This is a genomic window from Acinetobacter sp. C32I (assembly GCF_023702715.1).
GTDB lineage: Bacteria > Pseudomonadota > Gammaproteobacteria > Pseudomonadales > Moraxellaceae > Acinetobacter.
The window spans coordinates 1,788,372-1,809,162 of record NZ_CP098480.1 but is presented as its reverse complement, the minus strand read 5'-3'; the positions used below and the strand labels follow the sequence as shown (position 1 = coordinate 1,809,162).

General features: G+C 40.8%; 17 protein-coding genes. 11 read left to right on the top strand and 6 right to left on the bottom strand.

Annotation, left to right across the window (positions count from 1 at the left end; translation table 11 throughout):
* Positions 1 to 154 precede the first annotated feature (154 nt).
* The 6 genes from NDN13_RS08800 to NDN13_RS08775 all read left to right on the top strand — a co-directional run bounded on the left by NDN13_RS08800 (position 155) and on the right by NDN13_RS08775 (position 8,894).
* Positions 155 to 805 carry a paraquat-inducible protein A gene (locus NDN13_RS08800; RefSeq protein WP_251117963.1) on the top strand — a complete coding sequence of 217 codons (651 nt, stop codon included), beginning with the start codon at positions 155 to 157 and terminating at the stop codon, positions 803 to 805.
* On the top strand, positions 802 to 1,581 hold the full coding sequence (locus tag NDN13_RS08795) for a paraquat-inducible protein A (protein WP_251117962.1): 780 nt from the start codon (positions 802 to 804) through the stop codon (positions 1,579 to 1,581). The genes NDN13_RS08800 and NDN13_RS08795 overlap by 4 nt, the downstream gene beginning before the upstream one ends.
* A 45-nt stretch (positions 1,582 to 1,626) precedes the next feature.
* Entirely contained in the window at positions 1,627 to 3,279 is a 1,653-nt protein-coding gene (locus NDN13_RS08790) for a PqiB family protein (protein WP_502799559.1), read from the top strand.
* Positions 3,276 to 3,977, top strand: a complete 702-nt coding sequence (locus NDN13_RS08785; RefSeq protein ID WP_251117961.1) for a PqiC family protein — start codon at positions 3,276 to 3,278, stop codon at positions 3,975 to 3,977. Before NDN13_RS08790 ends, NDN13_RS08785 begins: the two co-directional genes overlap by 4 nt.
* A gap of 168 nt (positions 3,978 to 4,145) precedes the next feature.
* Positions 4,146 to 8,144 (top strand): delta-poly-L-ornithine synthetase PosA, encoded by a 3,999-nt coding sequence (posA, locus tag NDN13_RS08780; RefSeq protein ID WP_251117960.1) that lies wholly within the window; start codon positions 4,146 to 4,148, stop codon positions 8,142 to 8,144.
* 189 nt (positions 8,145 to 8,333) lie between these two features.
* Complete coding sequence (locus NDN13_RS08775; protein ID WP_251117959.1) at positions 8,334 to 8,894, top strand: undecaprenyl-diphosphatase; 561 nt, start codon at positions 8,334 to 8,336, stop codon at positions 8,892 to 8,894.
* A gap of 117 nt (positions 8,895 to 9,011) precedes the next feature.
* Here the strand turns inward: NDN13_RS08775 and NDN13_RS08770 are convergent, their stop codons facing one another.
* Genes NDN13_RS08770 through tssH form a run of 6 tightly spaced genes read right to left on the bottom strand, consistent with a single transcriptional unit; the run spans position 9,012 to position 16,591 of the window.
* Positions 9,012 to 9,980 (bottom strand): M15 family metallopeptidase, encoded by a 969-nt coding sequence (locus NDN13_RS08770; protein ID WP_251117958.1) that lies wholly within the window; start codon positions 9,978 to 9,980, stop codon positions 9,012 to 9,014.
* Between the two features lie 3 nt (positions 9,981 to 9,983).
* Positions 9,984 to 10,592 (bottom strand): hypothetical protein, encoded by a 609-nt coding sequence (locus NDN13_RS08765; protein ID WP_251117957.1) that lies wholly within the window; start codon positions 10,590 to 10,592, stop codon positions 9,984 to 9,986.
* 10 nt (positions 10,593 to 10,602) lie between these two features.
* A complete protein-coding gene (gene icmH, locus NDN13_RS08760) occupies positions 10,603 to 11,409 on the bottom strand; it encodes a type IVB secretion system protein IcmH/DotU (protein ID WP_251117956.1) in 807 nt (268 codons plus the stop codon).
* Between the two features lie 10 nt (positions 11,410 to 11,419).
* On the bottom strand, positions 11,420 to 12,784 hold the full coding sequence (tssK, locus tag NDN13_RS08755) for a type VI secretion system baseplate subunit TssK (RefSeq protein ID WP_251117955.1): 1,365 nt from the start codon (positions 12,782 to 12,784) through the stop codon (positions 11,420 to 11,422).
* A 16-nt stretch (positions 12,785 to 12,800) separates the two neighbouring features.
* A complete protein-coding gene (gene tssA, locus NDN13_RS08750; RefSeq protein WP_251117954.1) occupies positions 12,801 to 13,898 on the bottom strand; it encodes a type VI secretion system protein TssA in 1,098 nt (365 codons plus the stop codon).
* Between the two features lie 26 nt (positions 13,899 to 13,924).
* On the bottom strand, positions 13,925 to 16,591 hold the full coding sequence (gene tssH / locus NDN13_RS08745; protein ID WP_251117953.1) for a type VI secretion system ATPase TssH: 2,667 nt from the start codon (positions 16,589 to 16,591) through the stop codon (positions 13,925 to 13,927).
* Between the two features lie 374 nt (positions 16,592 to 16,965).
* On the opposite strand from tssH, the gene NDN13_RS08740 reads away from it, so the two are divergent.
* The 5 genes from NDN13_RS08740 to tssE all read left to right on the top strand — a co-directional run bounded on the left by NDN13_RS08740 (position 16,966) and on the right by tssE (position 20,779).
* Entirely contained in the window at positions 16,966 to 17,673 is a 708-nt protein-coding gene (locus tag NDN13_RS08740) for a hypothetical protein (RefSeq protein ID WP_251117952.1), read from the top strand.
* Between the two features lie 19 nt (positions 17,674 to 17,692).
* Positions 17,693 to 18,196 (top strand): type VI secretion system contractile sheath small subunit, encoded by a 504-nt coding sequence (gene tssB / locus NDN13_RS08735; RefSeq protein ID WP_004654766.1) that lies wholly within the window; start codon positions 17,693 to 17,695, stop codon positions 18,194 to 18,196.
* A complete protein-coding gene (gene tssC / locus NDN13_RS08730; RefSeq protein WP_004654763.1) occupies positions 18,189 to 19,670 on the top strand; it encodes a type VI secretion system contractile sheath large subunit in 1,482 nt (493 codons plus the stop codon). The genes tssB and tssC overlap by 8 nt, the downstream gene beginning before the upstream one ends.
* A 51-nt stretch (positions 19,671 to 19,721) precedes the next feature.
* Positions 19,722 to 20,225 (top strand): Hcp family type VI secretion system effector, encoded by a 504-nt coding sequence (locus NDN13_RS08725; protein ID WP_004654761.1) that lies wholly within the window; start codon positions 19,722 to 19,724, stop codon positions 20,223 to 20,225.
* A 77-nt stretch (positions 20,226 to 20,302) separates the two neighbouring features.
* Positions 20,303 to 20,779 carry a type VI secretion system baseplate subunit TssE gene (gene tssE / locus NDN13_RS08720; protein ID WP_004654759.1) on the top strand — a complete coding sequence of 159 codons (477 nt, stop codon included), beginning with the start codon at positions 20,303 to 20,305 and terminating at the stop codon, positions 20,777 to 20,779.
* Positions 20,780 to 20,791 lie beyond the last annotated feature (12 nt).

Below are 20,791 nucleotides of genomic sequence, written 5' to 3'. Positions count from 1 at the left end.
TCAATCGATATGATTAAGAATGCTTTTAGATGATGATTTGTTTACATATTGTGTAAGAAATACAGTCCTTGGTTGTGATTGCAAAAATAAAAGGTATAAATGGGTTAAGTCGATTTCTTAAACAACAAACAATCTGTGTGATGAGTTTGACTTTATGGCGAATAAAAATAATCCATCCTTCGTGATTGGTCAGCAAGTCAGACCCACTGAACTGGCGGGTTGTGAAGAATGTGACGCGATTTACCGTAAGGTTGAGTTGGCGTCGGGCGAACGCGCTTATTGTACTTGTTGTGGTGCTGAACTTTATCGCCGTAGCCGTTCGTTTTCATCCCTACTGGCGCTGGTCATTACTGCATTGATTATCTTCGTGATTGCCAATAGTTTTCCCATCGTCATTGTGGAGCTACAGGGCAATACCTCTCAGACCACTTTAATCGGTGCTGCATGGACCATGTTTCATATTGATCGTGCCTTAGTCGGGGTGCTGATTCTGATTACAACTTTTATTGTGCCTTTGGTTGAGCTGTTATTGCTGAGCTATGTGCTTTTCTTTATTAGTGTGTTGAAGGTCAGGCCTCAATTTTTGACTTTGGCATTGAGAGCCTTATTTTTGTTTCGGACATGGGGCATGGTTGAGGTTTTCTTAATTGGTGTACTGGTAACCTTGGTCAAACTTGTGGGCATGGTCACCGTTATTCCTGGTGTTGCACTTTGGGCATTTACATTATTGAGCGTGCTTTTGGTCTATATCGCTTCGGTCAAGATTAAAGATATCTGGGATGAAGTTGATCGGAGTCTTGGATGAAGCAAAAACACGACCATGACACCGAGATTGGTTCAATTGTAGAACACCTTTCCGATGTTGATTTACAGATCAAAAACTATGTCAGGGCAAAACAGGTTGGGCTCATTCAATGTCATTGCTGTGGATTACTGAATGCTGTAGCGAGTCACGCAGATCAGCAAAATCATGCTCAATGTTCAAGATGCAAAAGTACCTTGCACTCACGTAAACCACAAAGTTTAAATCGTACTTTTGCTTTGGTGGTCGCTGCAGCAATTTTATATATTCCAGCAAATGTGCTACCCATGACCGTTACCGATTCTTTGCTGGGGCGTCAGCAAGATACCATTATCAGTGGTGTGATCTATTTTTGGCAAAATAGTGATTATCTGGTGTCCGTGGTTATTTTTATGGCCAGTATTTTTATCCCGATTTTAAAATTATTGATTCTGATTTTTTTATTAATTTCAGTCTATATGCAGTCATCATCGAGATGGCATTTTACCCCTGAACAATGTGCGCTGATGTATCGTATTGTCGAATTTATTGGGCGGTGGTCAATGATCGATGTTTTTGTGGTTGCATTGCTGACCGCATTGATTCAAATTCAGTCATTGGCGACTATTTTGGCCGGACCGGGTGCAGTCGCATTTGGCGCTGTTGTGGTGTTAACCATGTTGGCTTCACTTAGTTTTGATCCTAGAATTATTTGGGACAATTATTTCAAGGCGCGTCATGCAAATGCGCAACAATTAAATCATTTGAAAGGAACGGCGATTCATCAATTAAAGAGTTAAGATTGACGATGAGCCTTATTTTTGACCTATAAAAGAAAGATCACTATGTCAGAAAATACCCCGAATAGCCAAGATTCTGAAGAAAACACCGCGGTGTTAACGCAGAACGATGCAATCTTTGACGAACCTGAAAAAAAGAAGGGACGTTGGAGACCTGCGTTGATTTGGCTGGTTCCATTTGTTGCGCTGTTAATCGCACTTTCGCTTGCAGCAAAAGCGGTTTTGGATACAGGCCCAACCATTGAAGTGTCTTTCCGGACAGCAGAAGGCTTGGTTGCAGGGAAAACCACGGTACGTTATAAACAGGTCGATATTGGCTTGGTTCGACAAATTGATCTTTCGGATGATCGTTCGCATGTCATTGCCAAAATCGAATTACGTAAAGATGCCAGTAATTTTGCTGCCAAAGATTCGCGTTTTTGGGTGGTGAGACCTCGAGTGGGAACTGGCGGTATTTCGGGTATTGATACCTTACTCTCAGGCGCATACATTGAAGTAGATGGGGGGAAGGCTGAACAGAAGCAAGAGAATTTTACTGGGCTCGAAGTTCCACCTGTAGTGTCATCGGATATACCGGGTAAGGTGTTTTTCTTAAAAGCACAGGACTTGGGATCACTTGATGTTGGCGTGCCGATTTACTATCGCAGAATTAATGTCGGGCAGATTACGGCATATAAATTGGCAGCTGATGGTAAAAGTGTTGAACTACAAACCTTTATTCAATCTCCTTACGATAAGTTCGTAACCACAGATGCACGTTTTTGGCAGGCCAGTGGGGTTGATGTGACCTTAAATGCCTCAGGATTTAATCTGGATACGCAATCGCTGGCCAGTATTATTGCGGGTGGTATTGCCTTTGGCTATCCAGAAAACTCTGCTGGCGCTATTGCACCAGACAATAGTTATTTTACTTTATCAGATTCTCGCAAAGAGGCGATGAAGGAGCCTGATGGTAAGCCGCGTCCAATTATTATGTACTTTGATCATTCGCTGCGTGGTTTAACCGCGGGTGCACCAATTGACTTTATGGGCATTGAGATTGGTAATGTCAAAGCAATCAATGTCGAATTTGATCAGTCTTATACGCATTTAAGAATGCGCGTGGATGCAGTGATTTATCCATCACGTTTAGCGCATGGCAAAGAACTTGATCCAGATGGCGAAATTTTTAAATACTTTATTGAGAGAGGTTGGCGTGCGCAGATGCGGACAGGTAATTTATTAACAGGTCAGAACTATATTGCCTTTGATAAGTTTCCAAAAGCCAAAGCCGCGTCTTTAATCACGAGACCAGATGGGCGTGTTGAAGTACCAACCACGGCAACAGAGTTGAGTGGCTTACAGGCACAAGTTTCACAAATCGCGGATAAAGTGAGTAAGTTCCCACTCGAAGAAATTGGACAAGATGTTCGTAAGACGCTTAATAATATGAACACCACCATTGAATCGACAGACAAACTGGTGAAACAGTTGGATGGTAAAGTCGCACCTGGTTTACAAGCGACGCTGAATGATGTGCGTAAAACCATGCAATCGAGTGAATCCATTTTATCTAGTGATGCACCGATGCAGCAGGATGTGCGTAAAGCATTGCAGCAAATGACTCGAGCTGCGGCATCTTTACAATTAATGGCTGATTATATTGAACAGCATCCTGAATCATTGATTCGGGGTAAAAAAGCAGAGGCAAACAAATGATAAGAACAATCATCGCTAAACATTCATCTGCTGTAGCAGGAGTGCTCAGCAGCGTGAGCATCTTATCTGCTGCGGTATTACTCACAGCTTGTTCGGGTTCACCCACACCGAACTATTACACCTTGGCAAGCAAAGTTTCTCCATTGCCAAGTTCAAAGGTCAGAGTCATTGAAGTATTGCCTGTTGGATTGCCAGATCGTATCAATCGTGCGCCGATCGTGATACAGGATGCAGCGGGTAAATCTAAAATTATGGAAAACGAGCGTTGGACGTCTACGCTTGGGGCTGAATTAAGAGATAACCTATCTGCTGGCCTACAGCAAAAACTTGGTGCGGTTGATCGTTATAACAGCGGTATGGTGGGCGGCAAGGTGTCTTATCGTGTTGCAACTGATTTTTCACATTTTGATATCATTAATACATCCGATATCGCCAACAAAAATGTTGAAGTTTCTGTTGCGTGGATCATTAAGCGTAATGATCCAAATATCACCTTAGATCAGAACTCAACCCAAAATCAGCAGCTGGCATGTCGTATGACCTTTACTCAGCCAGTATCGGGTAAGAACAATCAGATACAAGACATTGTGACTGGTGCGAGTAGTTCATTGAGTCGAGTGATTGATGCAATGGCGCTGTCAATTGTGTCCTTAGATGCAAAAACTTCACCTAACATAAATGAGGTAATTTGTTCATAATTTGGATAAAAAGTGGTCATATTGATCACTTTTGTTCTGTTCAAGTTTTATTGTTTATTCAGACATCGCGCTTTAATGTTGTTTTAAGTTGCTCTCTTTAATTTACCAGCGAATACGAACACCTCATTTCGTCTTTAGCTAAATCAAAACATTAAAGAGAGCATAAAAATGAATCAATGTGTGATGAGCGCAAAAAATATTATTCGTGGTAAGCACCACCCAGAATTTTTACAACAAGAAGTCCTTGCTGATATTTTTATTCAGACGGCACAAACATTTCCTGAAAAAGTCGCCCTGATTGAAGCTGAACGAACGTTGAGCTATGGCGAGTTATATCAACAAGCTTTATTGATGGCACAGCATCTGACGCTGAAAGGAATTAAAGCGGGTGATATTGTTGGTTTATGGCTACCTCGTGGTATTGAATTATTAAAATCACAGTTAGCCATTTGTTTAAGTGGTGCGGCTTGGCTACCATTTGATATGGATACTCCCGCAGACCGAATCGCCGTCTGTCTTGAAGATGCTGCGGCAGTGGGCATGATTACCAGTCATGAATGGTATGAACACTTACAAGACGTCCCACAGACCAAATGGACCAATACTGAATTGCAGCGACCACTGCATGAGACTGTGGAACTAGCTAAAACCACGCCTGAACAGCCTGCCTATATTATTTATACCTCGGGTTCAACAGGAAAGCCGAAAGGCATCGTGATCACGCAGAAAAATATTTGTCATTTCCTACGTAGTGAAAACAGTATCTTAGGGATTCAAGAGCAGGATAAGGTCTATCAAGGTTTCTCGGTTGCTTTTGATATGTCCTTTGAAGAGATTTGGTTGTCTTATCTGGTGGGAGCAAGCTTATGGATTGCACCAAAGTCCTTAGTCAGTGATCCAGAGCGACTTTGTCAAACGCTGAAACAACAACAGATTACCGTATTACATGCGGTACCCACCTTGTTGGCTCTATTTCCAGAAGATGTCCCGAACTTACGTATCATCAACCTAGGCGGGGAAATGTGCCCTGATTCATTGGTGGAACGTTGGGCTTTACCACACCATCAAATGTTTAATACCTATGGTCCGACTGAAACCACGGTATCGGCTAGTTTAGAATTATTACAGCAAGGAAAACCCGTCACCATTGGTAAGCCATTACCAAATTACGGCATGTTGGTGATTAATGCAGAGCGAGAGTTATTAGCTCAAGGCGAAACGGGGGAGCTGTGTATTTTTGGTCCGAGTGTGGCACAAGGTTATTTAGGACGGCCCGATTTAACCGCTGATAAATTTATTGAGAATCCTTGGGCAAATAATGAGGATGAAATCAGCTTGTATCGTACAGGAGACCTCGCCAAAATCGATGAGTTCGGTCAGGTGCATTGTTTAGGTCGTGCCGATGATCAAATTAAAATTCGTGGTTTCCGTGTCGAACTCGGTGAAATTGAAGCAGCGCTATGTGATCTGGATAGAATTGGTACGGCAGCAGTCATTCTAAGAGCTGAAGATGGTATTGATCAGCTGATTGCTTTTATTGCACCAGAATTAGAGGCAAAACAAGCGATTGAAATTAAACAGCTCAGATACCAGCTTAGTCAGCGTTTACCGCCGTATATGGTGCCAAATCGCTTTGAAATTATTGAAGAAGTACCACGGTTATTGTCTGGGAAAATTGACCGTAAGGCATTGAAGGCTCGCCCATTAACCAGTGTGATTGATCGGAGTGAATCTGACCAGCCACAGAATGAAGCTGAACAGATTTTATTTGAGATTCTAGGTCGTTTATTTCCGAATATCCCAATTAAGTTAGACTCAGATTTCTTTGATGATCTCGGAGGTCATTCCTTACTCGCTGCGGTATTGATCTCGAATTTACGTGAACACCCTCAATATAGCCATCTGACCATTCAAAGCTTATATCAGGCCAGAAAAGTCGGCGCGATTGCAGCTTTAATGTTAGAACAACCTGAACCCTCCTTATTTGATCGCCAGATTGGACAAGATAATCCACGTAATCAGGCTTATAAATGGCTGTGTGGGATTGCACAGGCGGTGACGATCCCTGTATTGATCTCGATCAATATTCTGCAATGGTTGGCACCATTCTTTACTTATCACTATTTCACAGGCGGCACACGAGACAGTATTCCTTATGCGATCGTGCTGTCGTTATTGGTTTATATTAGTGTGATTATTGCCAGTTTTGCAGTTTCAATTACGGTAAAACGGTTATTGATGTTAGGGGTTGGCGCAGGTCGATATCCATTATGGGGAATGACCTATTTCCGTTGGTGGTTAGCTGATCGGATCAGCAGTATTTCACCTGTATATCTACTCTCTGGTTCAACCTTACTGAATTTATATCTCAAAGCACTTGGGGCGAAGATTGGGCATGATGTCACCATTAGCTCAGTGCATATCCGTATGCCATCTTTGTTAAAGATTGAAGATGGGGTCAGTATTGGTTCCAATGTAAATCTGGAAAATGCCAAGGTTGAGCACGGACACCTCGTATTGGGTTCAATCCAACTCAAACAAGACAGTTATGTGGGATCTTATGCAGTATTGGAAGAAAATACCGTGTTAGAACCGCAAGCGCATGTCAATGCCTTGACCTCGATTGAATATGGCACGACGGTACCTGCAGGCGAAATTTGGGATGGAACACCAGCCAAAAAAATAGGTCATATTGATGAGCTTGAATCATTAGCAGCACGTCCAAAATTCTCTTTATTGCGCAAATTTTCTGAATATGGCTATTACAGTGTCAGTGCTTTAATCATTGCCTGTTTGTTCTTTATCCCGATTTTTCCAAGCTTTTTATTGGTTGATTGGTTAGATGTCAATGTGTTTAATATTGATCCGAATAACCATATTCAAACCGCACTGTATTATTTCGTCCTTGCGATTCCTGCTAGTGCCATGATGATGGTCATTACTGCATTAATTTCATCGGCTATCCGTAAAGTGGCGTTGCCGCATTTAGAGACGGGTACTTATGCGGTACATGGTGCTACTTATTATCGTAAATGGTTTGCAGCTCAGATTTTAGAAACCAGTTTACAGACTTTGCATGGCTTGTTTGCAACCCTATATGCCCCAACATGGTTCCGTATGCTGGGCGCGAAGGTGGGTAAAAATACAGAAATTTCGACAGCTACAGGCGTGATCCCGGAGATGCTGACCTTAGGGGAGGAAAGCTTTATTGCTGATGCGGTGATGCTTGGTGATGAAGAGATTAAAGGCGGTTGGATGTCGTTAAAATCCACTCAAATTGGCAATCGTAGCTTTGTTGGGAATAGTGCTTATATCGCAGATGGTACGGTATTACCAGATAATGTTTTGATTGGGGTACAGTCTAAAACACCAGATAACCGAGCAATGTATTCAAGCCAAACTTGGTTTGGTTCTCCGCCATTATTGTTACCTGCGCGTGAAGCTGCCGAACAGTATCCAGATCATCTGACCTTTAAACCGAGTATCAAGCGCCGTTTAATGCGTGCTTTGATTGAAGGCTTGCGTATCGTATTACCGACAGCACTCGCCATTGGTGTGGGGTATATGATTGTTTTAGAAGTGATCGATGTGATTAATGATTATAGTATTGCCATGGGGCTATTGGCTTTAACTATGGCTGGACTGTTATACGGCGTCGGTTGTTTTGTCATCGTGACCGTATTGAAATGGGCTTTAATTGGACGTTATCAACCACGTTCAGCACCGATGTGGACCATGTTCGTTTGGCTCAGTGAAGGCATTACCAGTCTCTATGAATCTGTTGCGATTCCAAACTTTTTAAACTATTTAAGAGGGACACCGATGTTGCCATTCTTTTTACGCCTGTTAGGAGTGAAAATTGGTAAAGATGTCTATCTGGATACGGCTGATATGACTGAATTCGACTGCGTGAAGATTGGCGACCGTGCAGAATTTAACAGCTTCTCTGGGCCACAAACGCATCTATTTGAAGACCGTATCATGAAAATTGGTCAAGTAAATGTGGGCAGTGATGTTGTGGTGAATTCGCGTAGTATCATTTTATACAATGCCAATGTAGCTGATCATGCGGTATTAGGTCCACTGACATTGGTGATGAAAGGAGAGAATATTCCTGCAAAATCAGCATGGATTGGCTCACCTGCAGTGCCTTGGAAGCAGGTTTAAGATTCGATAACGGGTCAACAAAGGAAAGGGATAAGAATATGATTTTCTTATCCCTTTTTTATCTGTGCAGTGAAGAGGATTGAAGAAAATACAACGCCTATTTATCCAGAATATATATGAAATTTAATTTTAATTTAAGGTTGTTTTTATAATATTTTTTTATATAAAGTCATCATGGAACGATTGACGATGTCAATTGAAACGATAGATATCAGCTTATTTAATTGGATTAACTCGGCTGCTACTCGAAATCCGGTTTTAGATAAAGCTGCATTATTCGCATCACATAATCTAATTGCAGTATTATTTGTATTTTTAATTGCCTCATTGTGTTTTAAGGATAAGAGATATCGAGTACAGTTCATCAAGATGCTCATTACCATCGTCGTTTCTTTATTGGTCACCCAGTTCATTCACGCGGTCTATTATCATCCACGACCGTTTGATCTGGGAATCGGGCATATCTTGACTGGGCATGGTTCATCTTCTTCATTTCCAAGCCAGCATACCTTGACTGTAGCAACCATCGCTTTTTCTTACTTATTTTCAGGCTATCGAAAAATAGGCAGTGCAGCATTGTTATTGGGTTTAATGGTAGGTTGGTCAAGGATTTATATTGGTGTTCATTTTCCTTTCGATGTCCTTGGATCATTTATTATTGCTTTATTCTTAGTTTTGGGAATGAATGTAATATTTAAAGAGTTTATCTTTAAAGTTAAAAGAACTGTCTCGATAGCTGTTATTGATTAAGATTATTTTAATTTTAGTGTGATTTATATTTAGTTAAAATATTATAATTTGATATTAAAACAAAACCTCTCTATAGAATAAATAGAGAGGTTTTATTTAACCACGTTTTAGATATATTTAAGAGTCATCCACTCTTGCGTTTAATTGTCCTTCTGCGGTGAGTTGTTCTGCCATTTCCTTGGTTTTTCTTAGACCTGGCATACGGTATTCGGTATGGCCATAATCTTGAATAGATTTCCAACGACCACCCCAAGTTAAACCAACTGATTCAGCAACTTGCCCATAGAGTTGATAACCACGCATTGCCCAAGGGTCACGTTCTGAGATAACGACTTTACCGTTGCGTTTAAAAGCAACATCGGCAGCTAAACCAAATTGGTGATAGCTTTGATAACCTTTGGCACGGGTTGTATTTGGATTCCCTGCAAGCATATTTTGCCGGCTTGGACTGCGGTAACCTTCAAGTAACACCAACTCATAACCATGCTGTTCTTTCATGATTTTAAATACCATCAGTAGGCGTTGCTTATAGCGAGGATTAATTTTGTCCCATTTACGATCAACCATGGATACATCAAAACTACCATGTGAATGTGTAAGTGGAATCTCAATTTGAGATGCATTAATACTCGGATCTGTTGGATGCTGGGCTTGATAGGCCTGTTCAAGCCGAGTTGCTTCGACAATGGCATCTTCAATCAAGTTGGCATCGACTTCTGGTGGTGGGCTCAGCATTTCACCATTGAGTAGCGTATAAATTTGCGGATCAGTTTCTTTTAAATATTCAGCTTCAATTCGTGTGGAATTGATCGGGCGGGTAAACGCAAAAATCAGGATGCTGGCAAATAAAAAGAAACCTGCGATTAAAATCCACCATTGTTGTAAGTGCCAATGCGATTGTAATTTTTCTGGCGAGGCCGCTTGATGCATATTCTCTGCAAACTGCATCGCATTGGCAATTTTCTTTTTGCTACTTGGAAGTAATGATTGCAACAACTGCTTGCATTTATAACGCAGCTCATATGACATGAGCAGGGTTAATCCGATCGCGACAGCGACAAAGCAGAAGAAGATGATAAAAATCATTGTTTACTTGAGTTCATTCACAGCAAAAGGTTTTTGTGTCACTTTAATTTGTACAGTTGCTTCGGGTGCTTCCGCTTCAACTTCTGCTGCTTTCGCTGGTACAGCCTTGGTTGCAGGTGGAGCAGGTTTAGCGACTATTTTATTCGTTGCCGGAGCAACGGTTTCATTTTTGCTATGTGGCCCTTTTACTGATGTTACTGTTGTGGGTTTCGCATTTGGCTCATTGGCAAATGGAGAAACATGCTGTCCATTCGGAGCGGGTGCAGCAGGCGGCGGTGTGCGTTGGAAAAATTTGTTTAAATCATTGCTTTCGGGTTGAGCAAAATTATTGTCTTCCACCGATTCGGTTGTTTCATGATGATTTGGAGTAGTCACTTCTACTTCATGACTTTGTGCTGTTGCTTTGGTGGCAGTTTGAACCGGATCAGTTTCTTCAACCGTTTGTGGCACACTCGGTGCTGGGTTGTTGGTGTCGCTTGCAAAAATGAAAAAAAACAATGCAGCAAAGATGATTCCTGAAACAAATCCGATCAGTAAATAAATGACAGGCGATAAGGTTTTTTTCTTATTGGTCTGTAATATTCGTAAAGAAGTTGTTCTTTCCTGAGTCATACGTTATCAACTAAGGCAAATGGATGGTGATATGTGCTTCTTCGGCAGGTGCTGAAATCACATTCTGATAAGGAGCTAAAGCACTCTGATTCTGTTTGGATAGCATAAACTTTAAGCCTGCAAAAGTGAGCGCAGCAAACATGAGCAAGAAGATTAGAATCCAGAAAAAGGGTAACTCGTGATGAATAATGTGTTTAATATGGTCAGGAATTGCGGCAAAAGGAGAAAATGCTGCTTTTTTCCCTTTGAGATAATCAATTTCATCTCCAACACGAGCCACGAGGTGGTTTAGACTTTCTACAGATTCCAGACGGTATTTGCCCTGAAAACCGAGTAAGAGGCAGTAGTGGAAAACCTCAAGCGATGCTAGGCGGTCTTTGCCACGACTGCGCAGTTGTTCCAAGATTTCAAAAAAACGATAACCCGCCAGTTGAGAGCCAAACAGGCTCAATTGCAATGGGCTGATCAGCCATGAATTCTGTAAGTTAAAATAGGCAGCATCCTGTTGCGTCGCAATCGTTTCATCAATCAAGGCACAAAATGCATATTTGGCGTCGTGAATATCATCAGCAGAAAATTGTAAGCGTTTGGCTTGCTGCTCGAAACGGTTCAATAAATCGACGATTTTTTCACGAAAATCAGTTGGATTTGCAGGTATATAGCGATTGCGAAGTAAAAAAACCAGATAGAACCCATCATGTAATAGGTCAATCAAGTTGGTCGCTTGCGCTTTATTTTGTGGCTGATCAGACGAAGGTAAGCCTGAACCAATTTTTCCATCATCAAATAAAGAGGGGATGCCTGTGGGTTGAGTCATTGTGATTCTCTTAACTATTCATTACAGCAATGAGTTCAATACTAATATCTTGGAAACCAGCAGGTACATAGACACAGATGGTTTCTGACTCAAGCATACGTTGATAGAGTTCATGATGTGGTTCAATTTCAAAATAGCTGACACCAGAACGGACTGGAATTGCTGTCGGAACTTGCATTAAATGATGGAGTGGAACAGCAGGAAGTGCCGCAATCACACGCTGTTCTACGTCTATCGTACTGCCCACTTTGAAGCGCAAAGGTACGATTTGAATGAGTTCATGGGTTTGCATCATGCTGCTTGAAACTGCAATGTAAAGACGCGTATCACGGGTAATTTTGTCTGACTCAAGACTACCCACCCAATAAGACGGTCGCGTTTCTTTTAAAGCAATGCTGAAATAACGGCTCGAAATAATGGTATCCAGTAAATCTCTTAAGATCAGATCAAGCTGTTGAAAACTGTCTTGAAGCTGATGATGTTTATACTGTGGTAAATGGTCCACATCATAGGCCGTAGAGAAGGTGAGTAATGACCCAGTTAAACGCAATAATTCTGAGAACAAGCGTTCTGGGTGAATTAAAGGATATTGGAGTAAGTGATTCAGTCCGGCATAGGCAGTATTTAAGGCATTGATTAACCAGAAGGAAACAATGTCACCGGAACGGAATTCAATTAGTTTTTGTTCGTTCTCACGGTTATTGCTCTGGATGGTTTTAATTTTTGCCTTAATGACGTTGAGCGTACGCTTTAGATTGTTAATTAGAGATTCAGACGCTGCAATATGTAAAATTGGCGGGATAAACTTATTGTCTAACTCAAAGTGACCTGAGCTTTGACGCTTAATTTTAGCGACAGGGATATACAAGAAACCATCTAAATTTTGGCTCGGCTGAATATGTTGCTCTAATAACTTAAATTCTGCACGACGACGCAACAGATTCAGTTCAGCAGGGCTGGCATCGGTAAACAGATCATGGGTTTCTGTCAAATAGTTATGATAGCGACTAGACACTGAGCGTGTTTCATCTGCGATATTTTTCTTGTTGGCTTGCAAGATTGGCAGCGCCAGATAAACCGTCATTTCACCTTGTAGATTAAGATCATCTAGCAATAACGGCTCTGGTAATAAATCTTGAGCAGGTGCGTGATAAATCTCACCATCCTGCCAAATAATTTCCACTTCTTGGAGTGCCAGAATATGGGTCGAAAGTTGAACCTCGTCAAATTTCAACTTTTGTACGCCATAGGCATGTGGAATCATCGCACGAATCGTATGATTCAAACGTTGTTCATGATAGGTATCTTGGATCTGAAAATGCTGAGGACGTAAAAATAAGCCTTCACCCCAAAGAATCTTTTCTGCTTTAAACATATGTATTTACCAACAATTATTCGTATTCATTCTTTGGCTGAACACCAAGGGTGTCCTGTAGCATTTGTAAAGGATGTTCGTCCTTAATCACCTGAGTTAACCATTCATGCAGTGGCATTTGGCTCCACTTGATGGTTTTTTGCAGCATATAGCTGACTGGGCTATGCGGTTCATTTTTCTGAAAATAAGTGGCAATTTCTTGCAGCACACGCATCGCCTGTTCTCGGTTTTCAACATGCGATTGAACTTGCGGCTGAAAAGACAGCTGATTTTGAGGTGCAGCAGATTGAGTCGTCACGTGTTGTACCATCGGTGTAGTCGATGTTTCGATTTCTGTAATGACCGTCTGAGTGCTTTGTTCAAACAGGTCGCTTTTATAAATTTTTTTCAGTGTGATATGAATGGTATCTAAACTTGAGTCAATTGCCGCAAAACTCGGTGAATCTAAACCAAGTAGATCATCTAAAACCTGTTTCAAGGTCGCCCATTGTTGCAGAATTTCATTAAAACTTTGATAGTTCTGTCGCTGAAAACTCTTATCTGTATTAGATAAGGCTTGTTCAAATTGCTCTAATTCGGTTGAACCACTTGAGTCTTCATAATCATCGCTTTGTTTGCGACGGATATTTTCGTGATAAAGAAAGTTGTCGTAGTCGAGCAAATGATAATATGGCGCATGGTTAATTAATGACACCTTTTTGATCAGCAAAGGGAGCTGATTAATTAAACCTTGTAATAAGCCAATACGTTGATCTAAATCATCATCTTCTACTTCTGGATGTAAGGTTAACCAATACTGTTCCAATATGCGATGACTGAGTTCCAGACTTTTGCTAATGCCTTCAAAGCCATACAGATTTGCCCAAGCTTCAGACAGCCATGTGAGCAAACGGATATCTTTACTTTTTGATTGCAGTAAATCTATAGATGTGCTGGAGACAAAGTCCCAATCCGCCTGTTTGGGTTCAGTCACCCAATCCCCTTGATCAAGTAATACATCATCTTGGGTTTTTGCTTTTTTAATGGCGTGGAATTCATTTGAAAATGAGTAATCCTCACCACACGGTGACTGCTCATTAATCGGCGTTAGTAAAGATAAAATATCCATATGCATCACAAATTTAGCTCAATCTTTAAATTTTAAACTTCAGCTTTGGCTTTTTTACTCGAACGTTTCTTGGTTGCTTTTTCGACTGGATCTAATTGATAGGTAATTTCATCGTCTTGGGTATCAATTACAATCAACTTCGGCAATTTATGCTCAGCTAAGGCGACTAAAATTTCAGTTGCTAAAGCTGGCAAGACAGTAGAGTTAAGGATATTGTCCACATTTCGTGCACCACTATCGACTTCAGTACAACGGTTTAGGAGTAATTCGATTAAATCATCAGAATACTGAACCTTAGTTGCATATTGTTTTTCAATACGATCAACAATTTTTCCAAGTTTGTGTTTAATGATGCGAATAAGCAACTCATCATGCAGCGGAAAGTAAGGCACAATGCGCATACGGCCAATAAATGCAGGCTTAAATTGTTTATATAAACTAGGTTTTAAATGCTCGATCAAATCTTCGGCATGTGGCCAGTCTTCGACAGGCTGATTTAAACAGGCCTGCATGATGGCACTTGAACCCGTATTCGAGGTTAGCAAAATAGTGGTGTTTTTAAAGTCAATTACGCGACCTTCACCATCTTCAAGCATACCTTTATCGAAGACTTGATAGAATAATTCTTGTACATCGCTGTGGGCTTTTTCAACCTCGTCCAACAGGACAACACTATAGGGATTGCGACGAACAGCTTCAGTGAGAACACCACCTTGACCATAACCGACATAACCAGGAGGCGCACCTTTTAAGGATGAAACAGTATGTGCCTCTTGGTATTCAGACATATTGATGGTGATGAGATGTTGTTCGCCACCATATAGCTCATTGGCGAGAGCAAGGGCAGTTTCAGTTTTACCCACTCCGCTTGGGCCAACCAGCAGAAATACACCTTGGGGTTTGTTTGGATCTTCTAATTTGGCTTTAGAGGTTTTAATGCCTTGAACCAGCTGGGTGAGGGCATAATCTTGGCCCATCACACGTTCACCCAATTTATCTTCAAGACTGAGAATTTGTTTGATTTCATCATTGACCATTTTACCAACTGGAATACCGGTCCAATCAGAAATAATTTCATTGATGATCTGTGCATTGACACGTTCAAATACTAAGGGTGTTTGACCCTGTAATTGAGCTAAATCAGCTCTTAATGTCGCGATTTGCGCTTTATGGTCTTGTTCTGTTTGTGCATTTAGTGCTTGAATTTGTTTAACCAAAGCAAGCTCTTGTTGCCATTTACTTTCAGTTGCTTGAATCTCTTTTTCCAAGCTTGTCAGCTGTTGACTGAGCTCATCTAAACGTTCGTGGTGTACAGGGAACTGCTGGTGTTCATTGTTGATAATTTGATGTTCTAACTGAAGATTGTGCTGCTGTGCTTTGAGTTGATCCAGAACCACGGGTTGTGCATTGTGTGTCAAAGCAACACGAGCCGAAGCAGTATCGAGTACGCTCACTGCTTTATCTGGAAGTTGACGACCACTGATATAGCGATGCGATGCTTGCACAGCGGTAATGATGGCTTGATCATCAATTTGTAAGTTAAAGTGACTTTGCATGACGGGGATCATGGCACGCAACATATCAATCGCGACTTCTTCGGTTGGTTCTTCAACTTTAACCACTTGAAAACGGCGGCTGAGTGCAGCATCTTTTTCAAAGTACTGTTTGTATTCAGCCCAAGTCGTTGCCGCAATGGTTCTTAATTCACCACGCGCTAATGCAGGTTTGAGTAAGTTTGCAGCATCGTTTTGTCCAGCCTGACCACCAGCACCAATCATGGTGTGTGCTTCATCGATAAACAAGATGATCGGATGGGCCGAGGCTTGCACTTCCTGAATCACTTGTTTTAAGCGATTTTCAAACTCACCTTTAACACTGGCACCAGCCTGTAATAAACCCATGTCTAAGACATGCAGGTGAACATTTTTTAATGCCTCAGGAACCTGACCTTGTGCAATTTTTAAGGCCAAGCCTTCAACAACGGCGGTTTTACCGACACCTGGTTCGCCAGTTAAAATCGGATTGTTTTGGCGGCGACGCATCAAGATATCGAGCATCAGGCGAATTTCAAATTCACGGCCAATAACAGGATCAATACCCCCTTGTTTGGCTTTTTCAGTAAGGTTGATGGTGTATTGATCAAGGGCAGGGGTTTTTGCAGCAGTCACTGTTGATTCGGAATGGGTTACAGGCTCTATCGTTGTGCTTGAATCTTCAGTCTGTGGTTGTTCACTGCTTTTCCCACAAATATCGAGAAACTTGTGTTTCATGGTATCGATTGGGAAGCGTTCAAATAAACTAGATGCTCTAAACGCAATTTGTTGCAAATCGGGAGCTGTTAATAAAGCAATTAATAAATGACTACTACGAATTATAGGGGTTTGTTCAGCAGAAGCGAGCAACCAGGCCTGCTCAAATAATCGAACGATTGATTTTGCAAAGATGGGGGTACGAGTATTACCTTTAGGTAAAGAGGCTATAGTTTCTTTTAAATCAGTCAGTAAGGCATCCGGAGAGATATTATTTTTTTTTAATAAAATATGTAAATCATTGACTATATTTTGATTTAGTAATTCAACAAATAGATGTTCAATCTCAATTTCATAATTCAATTGGTTAATACAGTAATTTGCAGACTTTTCTAATGCAGTACGAGTAGGAGCTGATAGTTTTGTAATTAAAACCTTTAAGTTACTCATTTATTACTCACAATAATTTTTAAATACCAAGTTCTATTTGCTGAGTTCTAACTTGGTATCGTTGTTTTTGCTAGAAATATTTTTTGAATAAAATCAAAAACTTAACATAACTCAATACGAGTATACAGATTATTCTACAACAAAAAATGTCACTTTTAAACAAAAAATGCACTCGATTAAAGTTTTTTTTTACATGAATCTCTGTCATGAAAATTTAATAATGTTAATAAACGTAACTAGTATTGACTTTGTATGTGTTTTTTTTGTTAAATTCGCGGAAATGATGTAAATGTACAAAAATTGACGAGTAAGAGGGTTTTTTAACAATAATTGTCAGCTCTTCAATTATAAGTTAAATAATGACGAGGCATATTTTGAAAAAAGGTATTGTAATATCAATTCTTTGTATAACAGCAGGTTTAATAGGTAATTCAGCTTATGCTGATGATAAAGAAATAAAACCAATTAAATTAAAAAGTAAATGTCTAAAACAGAATCCGTTGGCAGTAAACCAAACGGATCATGCTTTATTAGATATTTATCAACAAGTTTGTGACAAAGATAATGCTTCGCGTGTAAACGATTTGTTGGCTCAGGCTGCGATGCGTATGTATGAATTAAAGCAACCGATGAATGCTTTAAAACTGGCAACGCAGTTACAAGAGCAAAATGTACGCGGTACCACTTTAACAGATGTCACTTTTTTAGCCAGTGTTCAAATTGCCAATGATGCTTTGCAACAGATGCGTTCAAGTGAAATGCGCTATTTGAGCAATGAGCTCACTTATCCACCAGCAAAACAGTTGAGTGACAGTATTCGTGTTGCCGTACCTGCTCCTGATACCTCAACGAGCAAGGCGATTACAGATGAATCCCTCAAGAAAGAAATACGAAATACGTCGACCAATAACACAACGCGACGTACAACGAACAGAAAAGTACGTACAACTCAACCAACACGTAGTAATGTAACTCAATCTGTTGCGCCGGTAAAACGTCAAACGGCTGTAACACCAACAGTTAGCAAACAACCAAATACTGTTCAAAAGACAGGTTCGAATCCATTCGATTCGTTGAAATAATAATCAAGGGTGAAAAGTTATGGCAAAGAGAGAAAGCGTACAGAAGAAACTGCAACGCATACGTCCCCCTCGTGTACAGCTGACATATGATGTCGAAGTTGGTGATGGCAAAGAGTCAAAAGAACTCCCTTTTGTTGTGGGTGTGATGGGGGATTTCTCCGCTGCATCAGAGCTAGAAAAGACTAAGTTAAAAGACAAAAAATTTATCAATGTTGATTTAGATAATATTGATGAAGTGATGGAATCTTTAGCACCACGTGCTGCTTTCCAAGTTGAAAATACTTTGACGGAAGAAGGCGGTCGTATGTCAGTGGACCTCACTTTTAACTCGATGGAAGACTTCCGTCCAGAACAAGTGGTGCAACAGGTTGATCCATTGCGTAAGTTGGTTGCAGCGCGTGAACGTTTAACTGATTTACGTAATAAGATTTCAAACAGTGAGCGTTTGGAAGACTTGCTGGATGAAGTGTTGAAAAATACAGATCAGATTCGTCAGTTAAGCGCGGAGGCTGAAAATGAGTAATTTACAAGCAGCCGCAGCAGCGAGTGTTGAAGCAGAATCAGTGAATTTACTGGATTCAATTGTAGAGCAAAGCCGCATTGCCCGTAATGATGATGAGCATGTTCGTGCAAAAAGCCTAATTGGTGAATTGGCAAAAGAAGTCATGGCGGGAACAATTACGGTTTCTGAAAATATGACCTTGTCGATTGATAAGCGTATTGCAGAAATTGATGCCTTAATCTCGAATCAATTGAGCGAGATTATGCACCATGAACAGTTCCAAACCATCGAATCGACGTGGCGTGGTCTTTACTATTTCTGTCAAGAAACACCGTCTAACTCGATGATTAAAATTCGTATGTTGAATACGACGAAAAAAGAGTTGGTGAAAGACTTTCAAGGTGCAACAGATTTTGATCAAAGCACCTTGTTTAAGAAAATTTATGAAGAAGAATATGGCTCATTTGGTGGTGCACCTTATGCAGCGTTGATTGGTGATTTTGAGTTTGATCGTACACCGTCAGATATGTATTTATTGGAACAGATTTCTCATGTTGCTGCTGCAGCACATGCGCCATTTGTTTCGGCAGCAAGCCCAAGCATTCTGGGTCTTGAGTCGTTCACCGATATTGATCGTCCACGTGATGTTTCAAAAATCTTTGAAACAGCTGAATACGTCCAATGGCGTTCTTTCCGTGACAGCGAAGATTCACGTTATGTCGCATTGACCATGCCACATGTCTTAGGTCGCTTGCCATACCATCCGAAAGAAGGCACTGCAACTGAAGGCTTTAACTTCGTTGAAGATGTTTCTGGTGAAAACCATGATGATTATCTGTGGATGAATGCGGCTTATGCGTTCGGAACACGTTTAACCAACGCCTTTGATATGCATGGTTGGTGTGCTGCGATTCGTGGTGTTGAGGGTGGTGGTTTAGTTGAAGGTTTGCCAGTACACACCTTTAAAACCTCAGATGGTGAAGTGGTGTTTAAATGCCCAACTGAAATTGCCATTACAGACCGTCGTGAAAAAGAACTCAGCGACCTTGGCTTTATTCCATTGGTTCACTGCAAGAACACAGATTATGCAGCTTTCTTTGGTGCACAATCTGCTCAAAAACCAAAGAAATATGACAGTGATACGGCGAATGCAAACTCTGCACTTTCTAGCCAAATCCAATACATCATGGCGGTATCGCGCATTGCACATTACTTAAAAGCAATGATGCGTGACAAAGTGGGAAGTTTTGCATCTGCAGGCAATGTCGAAGCGTTTTTAAATGAATGGCTCTCGCAATATGTCTTGCTAGATGATGGTGCATCTCAAGAAGCAAAAGCACAATATCCGCTTCGCGAGGCATCTGTAAAAGTTGTAGAAGATCCAGCTCAACCGGGTCACTACAAGTCTGTGGTTTTCTTAAGACCACATTTCCAGCTGGATGAGTTGTCTGTTTCTTTACGACTCGTGACTGAACTACCTCAGTCCTCAAATTAACAATGAGATCAGCTAGATAATAACTTTAAATAAAATAGAGGTAATTTTTAAATGAAAGATATATATGTTGAGTTTCGTGGTAAGTACAAGGTAGACGGAGAATCTCGCGATTCTGAACACAAAGGTTGGCTTGAAGTTAACTCTTGGTCTCATAACATTCGTCAACCTAAATCTGCGACTTCTAGTAGCGTAGGTGGCCATACAGCTGAACGTGTTGAGCACTCAGACATGATCTTCGTTAAAGATTTGGACGCAACTAGTCCTAAGCTTTGGGAAGCTTGTTCAGCGGGTTATACATTTGATGAAGTACAGATTGATTACTACCGTGCAAATGGTGATAAGCGCATCAAGTACTTACAAATCAAATTGAAACACGTTCTTGTTTCTAGCGTAACACCGACTGTAAACGAAGAAGGTGTTCCAACAGAAACATTTGGTTTGAAATACGCTGCTGTTGAGTGGACTTATAACCAACAAGACATTAACGGTACTGCGAAAGGTGCTGTTACTAAGAAATGGTCACTTTCTAATAACACAGCTTCATACGCTGCGTAATCAGTATCGTGATTTTCTGATAGAGGTTAATAGGTGCCTATTAACCTCTATTTTTCCAAGATGCTGTTCTTATAAAAATGAATTTAGATCATCTATATCCTTATGGATTCAGATCAACATTATTTGATCGTTTAGTACCAGAGCAAGAAGATTATTTAAGAGGGATGTCGATTCAGCAGTTACGAGAGTCTGTTGCTCGTGATTTGGAAGACTTGTTGAATAGTCGGATCGCACAATTTGATCGAGATATGGATGAATTTCCGCTGGCAAAAAAATCAATTTTGCAGTTTGGAATTATCGATTTCGTAGGCTTGTCGACGGCCAATCCATTGGATCGAGATAAAATTTGTCAATCGATTGAGCAGTCTATTGCAGCACATGAGCCGAGATTGCGGCAGATCAAAGTTGAGATGCTATTGGATGGTCATAATATGGGATCGCTGTGTTTAAGTATTCAGGCTTACTTAAATATTCACCCTTTATATGAACCTGTTTTTTTCGATGCTTTACTCAAACCAACAACACAACAATATGTTATTTCTGCCAGAACTTAGTGTGAGCGAACA

Excerpts from the sequence above, each read along its gene's own strand:
- NDN13_RS08800 (WP_251117963.1), top strand. The coding sequence starts at position 155 with ATGGCGAATAAAAATAATCCATCCTTCGTGATTGGTCAGCAAGTCAGA.
- NDN13_RS08795 (WP_251117962.1), top strand. The coding sequence starts at position 802 with ATGAAGCAAAAACACGACCATGACACCGAGATTGGTTCAATTGTAGAA.
- NDN13_RS08790 (WP_502799559.1), top strand. The coding sequence starts at position 1,627 with ATGTCAGAAAATACCCCGAATAGCCAAGATTCTGAAGAAAACACCGCG.
- NDN13_RS08785 (WP_251117961.1), top strand. The coding sequence starts at position 3,276 with ATGATAAGAACAATCATCGCTAAACATTCATCTGCTGTAGCAGGAGTG.
- posA (WP_251117960.1), top strand. The coding sequence starts at position 4,146 with ATGAATCAATGTGTGATGAGCGCAAAAAATATTATTCGTGGTAAGCAC.
- NDN13_RS08775 (WP_251117959.1), top strand. The coding sequence starts at position 8,334 with ATGTCAATTGAAACGATAGATATCAGCTTATTTAATTGGATTAACTCG.
- NDN13_RS08770 (WP_251117958.1), bottom strand. The coding sequence starts at position 9,980 with ATGATTTTTATCATCTTCTTCTGCTTTGTCGCTGTCGCGATCGGATTA.
- NDN13_RS08765 (WP_251117957.1), bottom strand. The coding sequence starts at position 10,592 with ATGACTCAGGAAAGAACAACTTCTTTACGAATATTACAGACCAATAAG.
- icmH (WP_251117956.1), bottom strand. The coding sequence starts at position 11,409 with ATGACTCAACCCACAGGCATCCCCTCTTTATTTGATGATGGAAAAATT.
- tssK (WP_251117955.1), bottom strand. The coding sequence starts at position 12,784 with ATGTTTAAAGCAGAAAAGATTCTTTGGGGTGAAGGCTTATTTTTACGT.
- tssA (WP_251117954.1), bottom strand. The coding sequence starts at position 13,898 with ATGCATATGGATATTTTATCTTTACTAACGCCGATTAATGAGCAGTCA.
- tssH (WP_251117953.1), bottom strand. The coding sequence starts at position 16,591 with ATGAGTAACTTAAAGGTTTTAATTACAAAACTATCAGCTCCTACTCGT.
- tssB (WP_004654766.1), top strand. The coding sequence starts at position 17,693 with ATGGCAAAGAGAGAAAGCGTACAGAAGAAACTGCAACGCATACGTCCC.
- tssC (WP_004654763.1), top strand. The coding sequence starts at position 18,189 with ATGAGTAATTTACAAGCAGCCGCAGCAGCGAGTGTTGAAGCAGAATCA.
- NDN13_RS08725 (WP_004654761.1), top strand. The coding sequence starts at position 19,722 with ATGAAAGATATATATGTTGAGTTTCGTGGTAAGTACAAGGTAGACGGA.
- tssE (WP_004654759.1), top strand. The coding sequence starts at position 20,303 with ATGAATTTAGATCATCTATATCCTTATGGATTCAGATCAACATTATTT.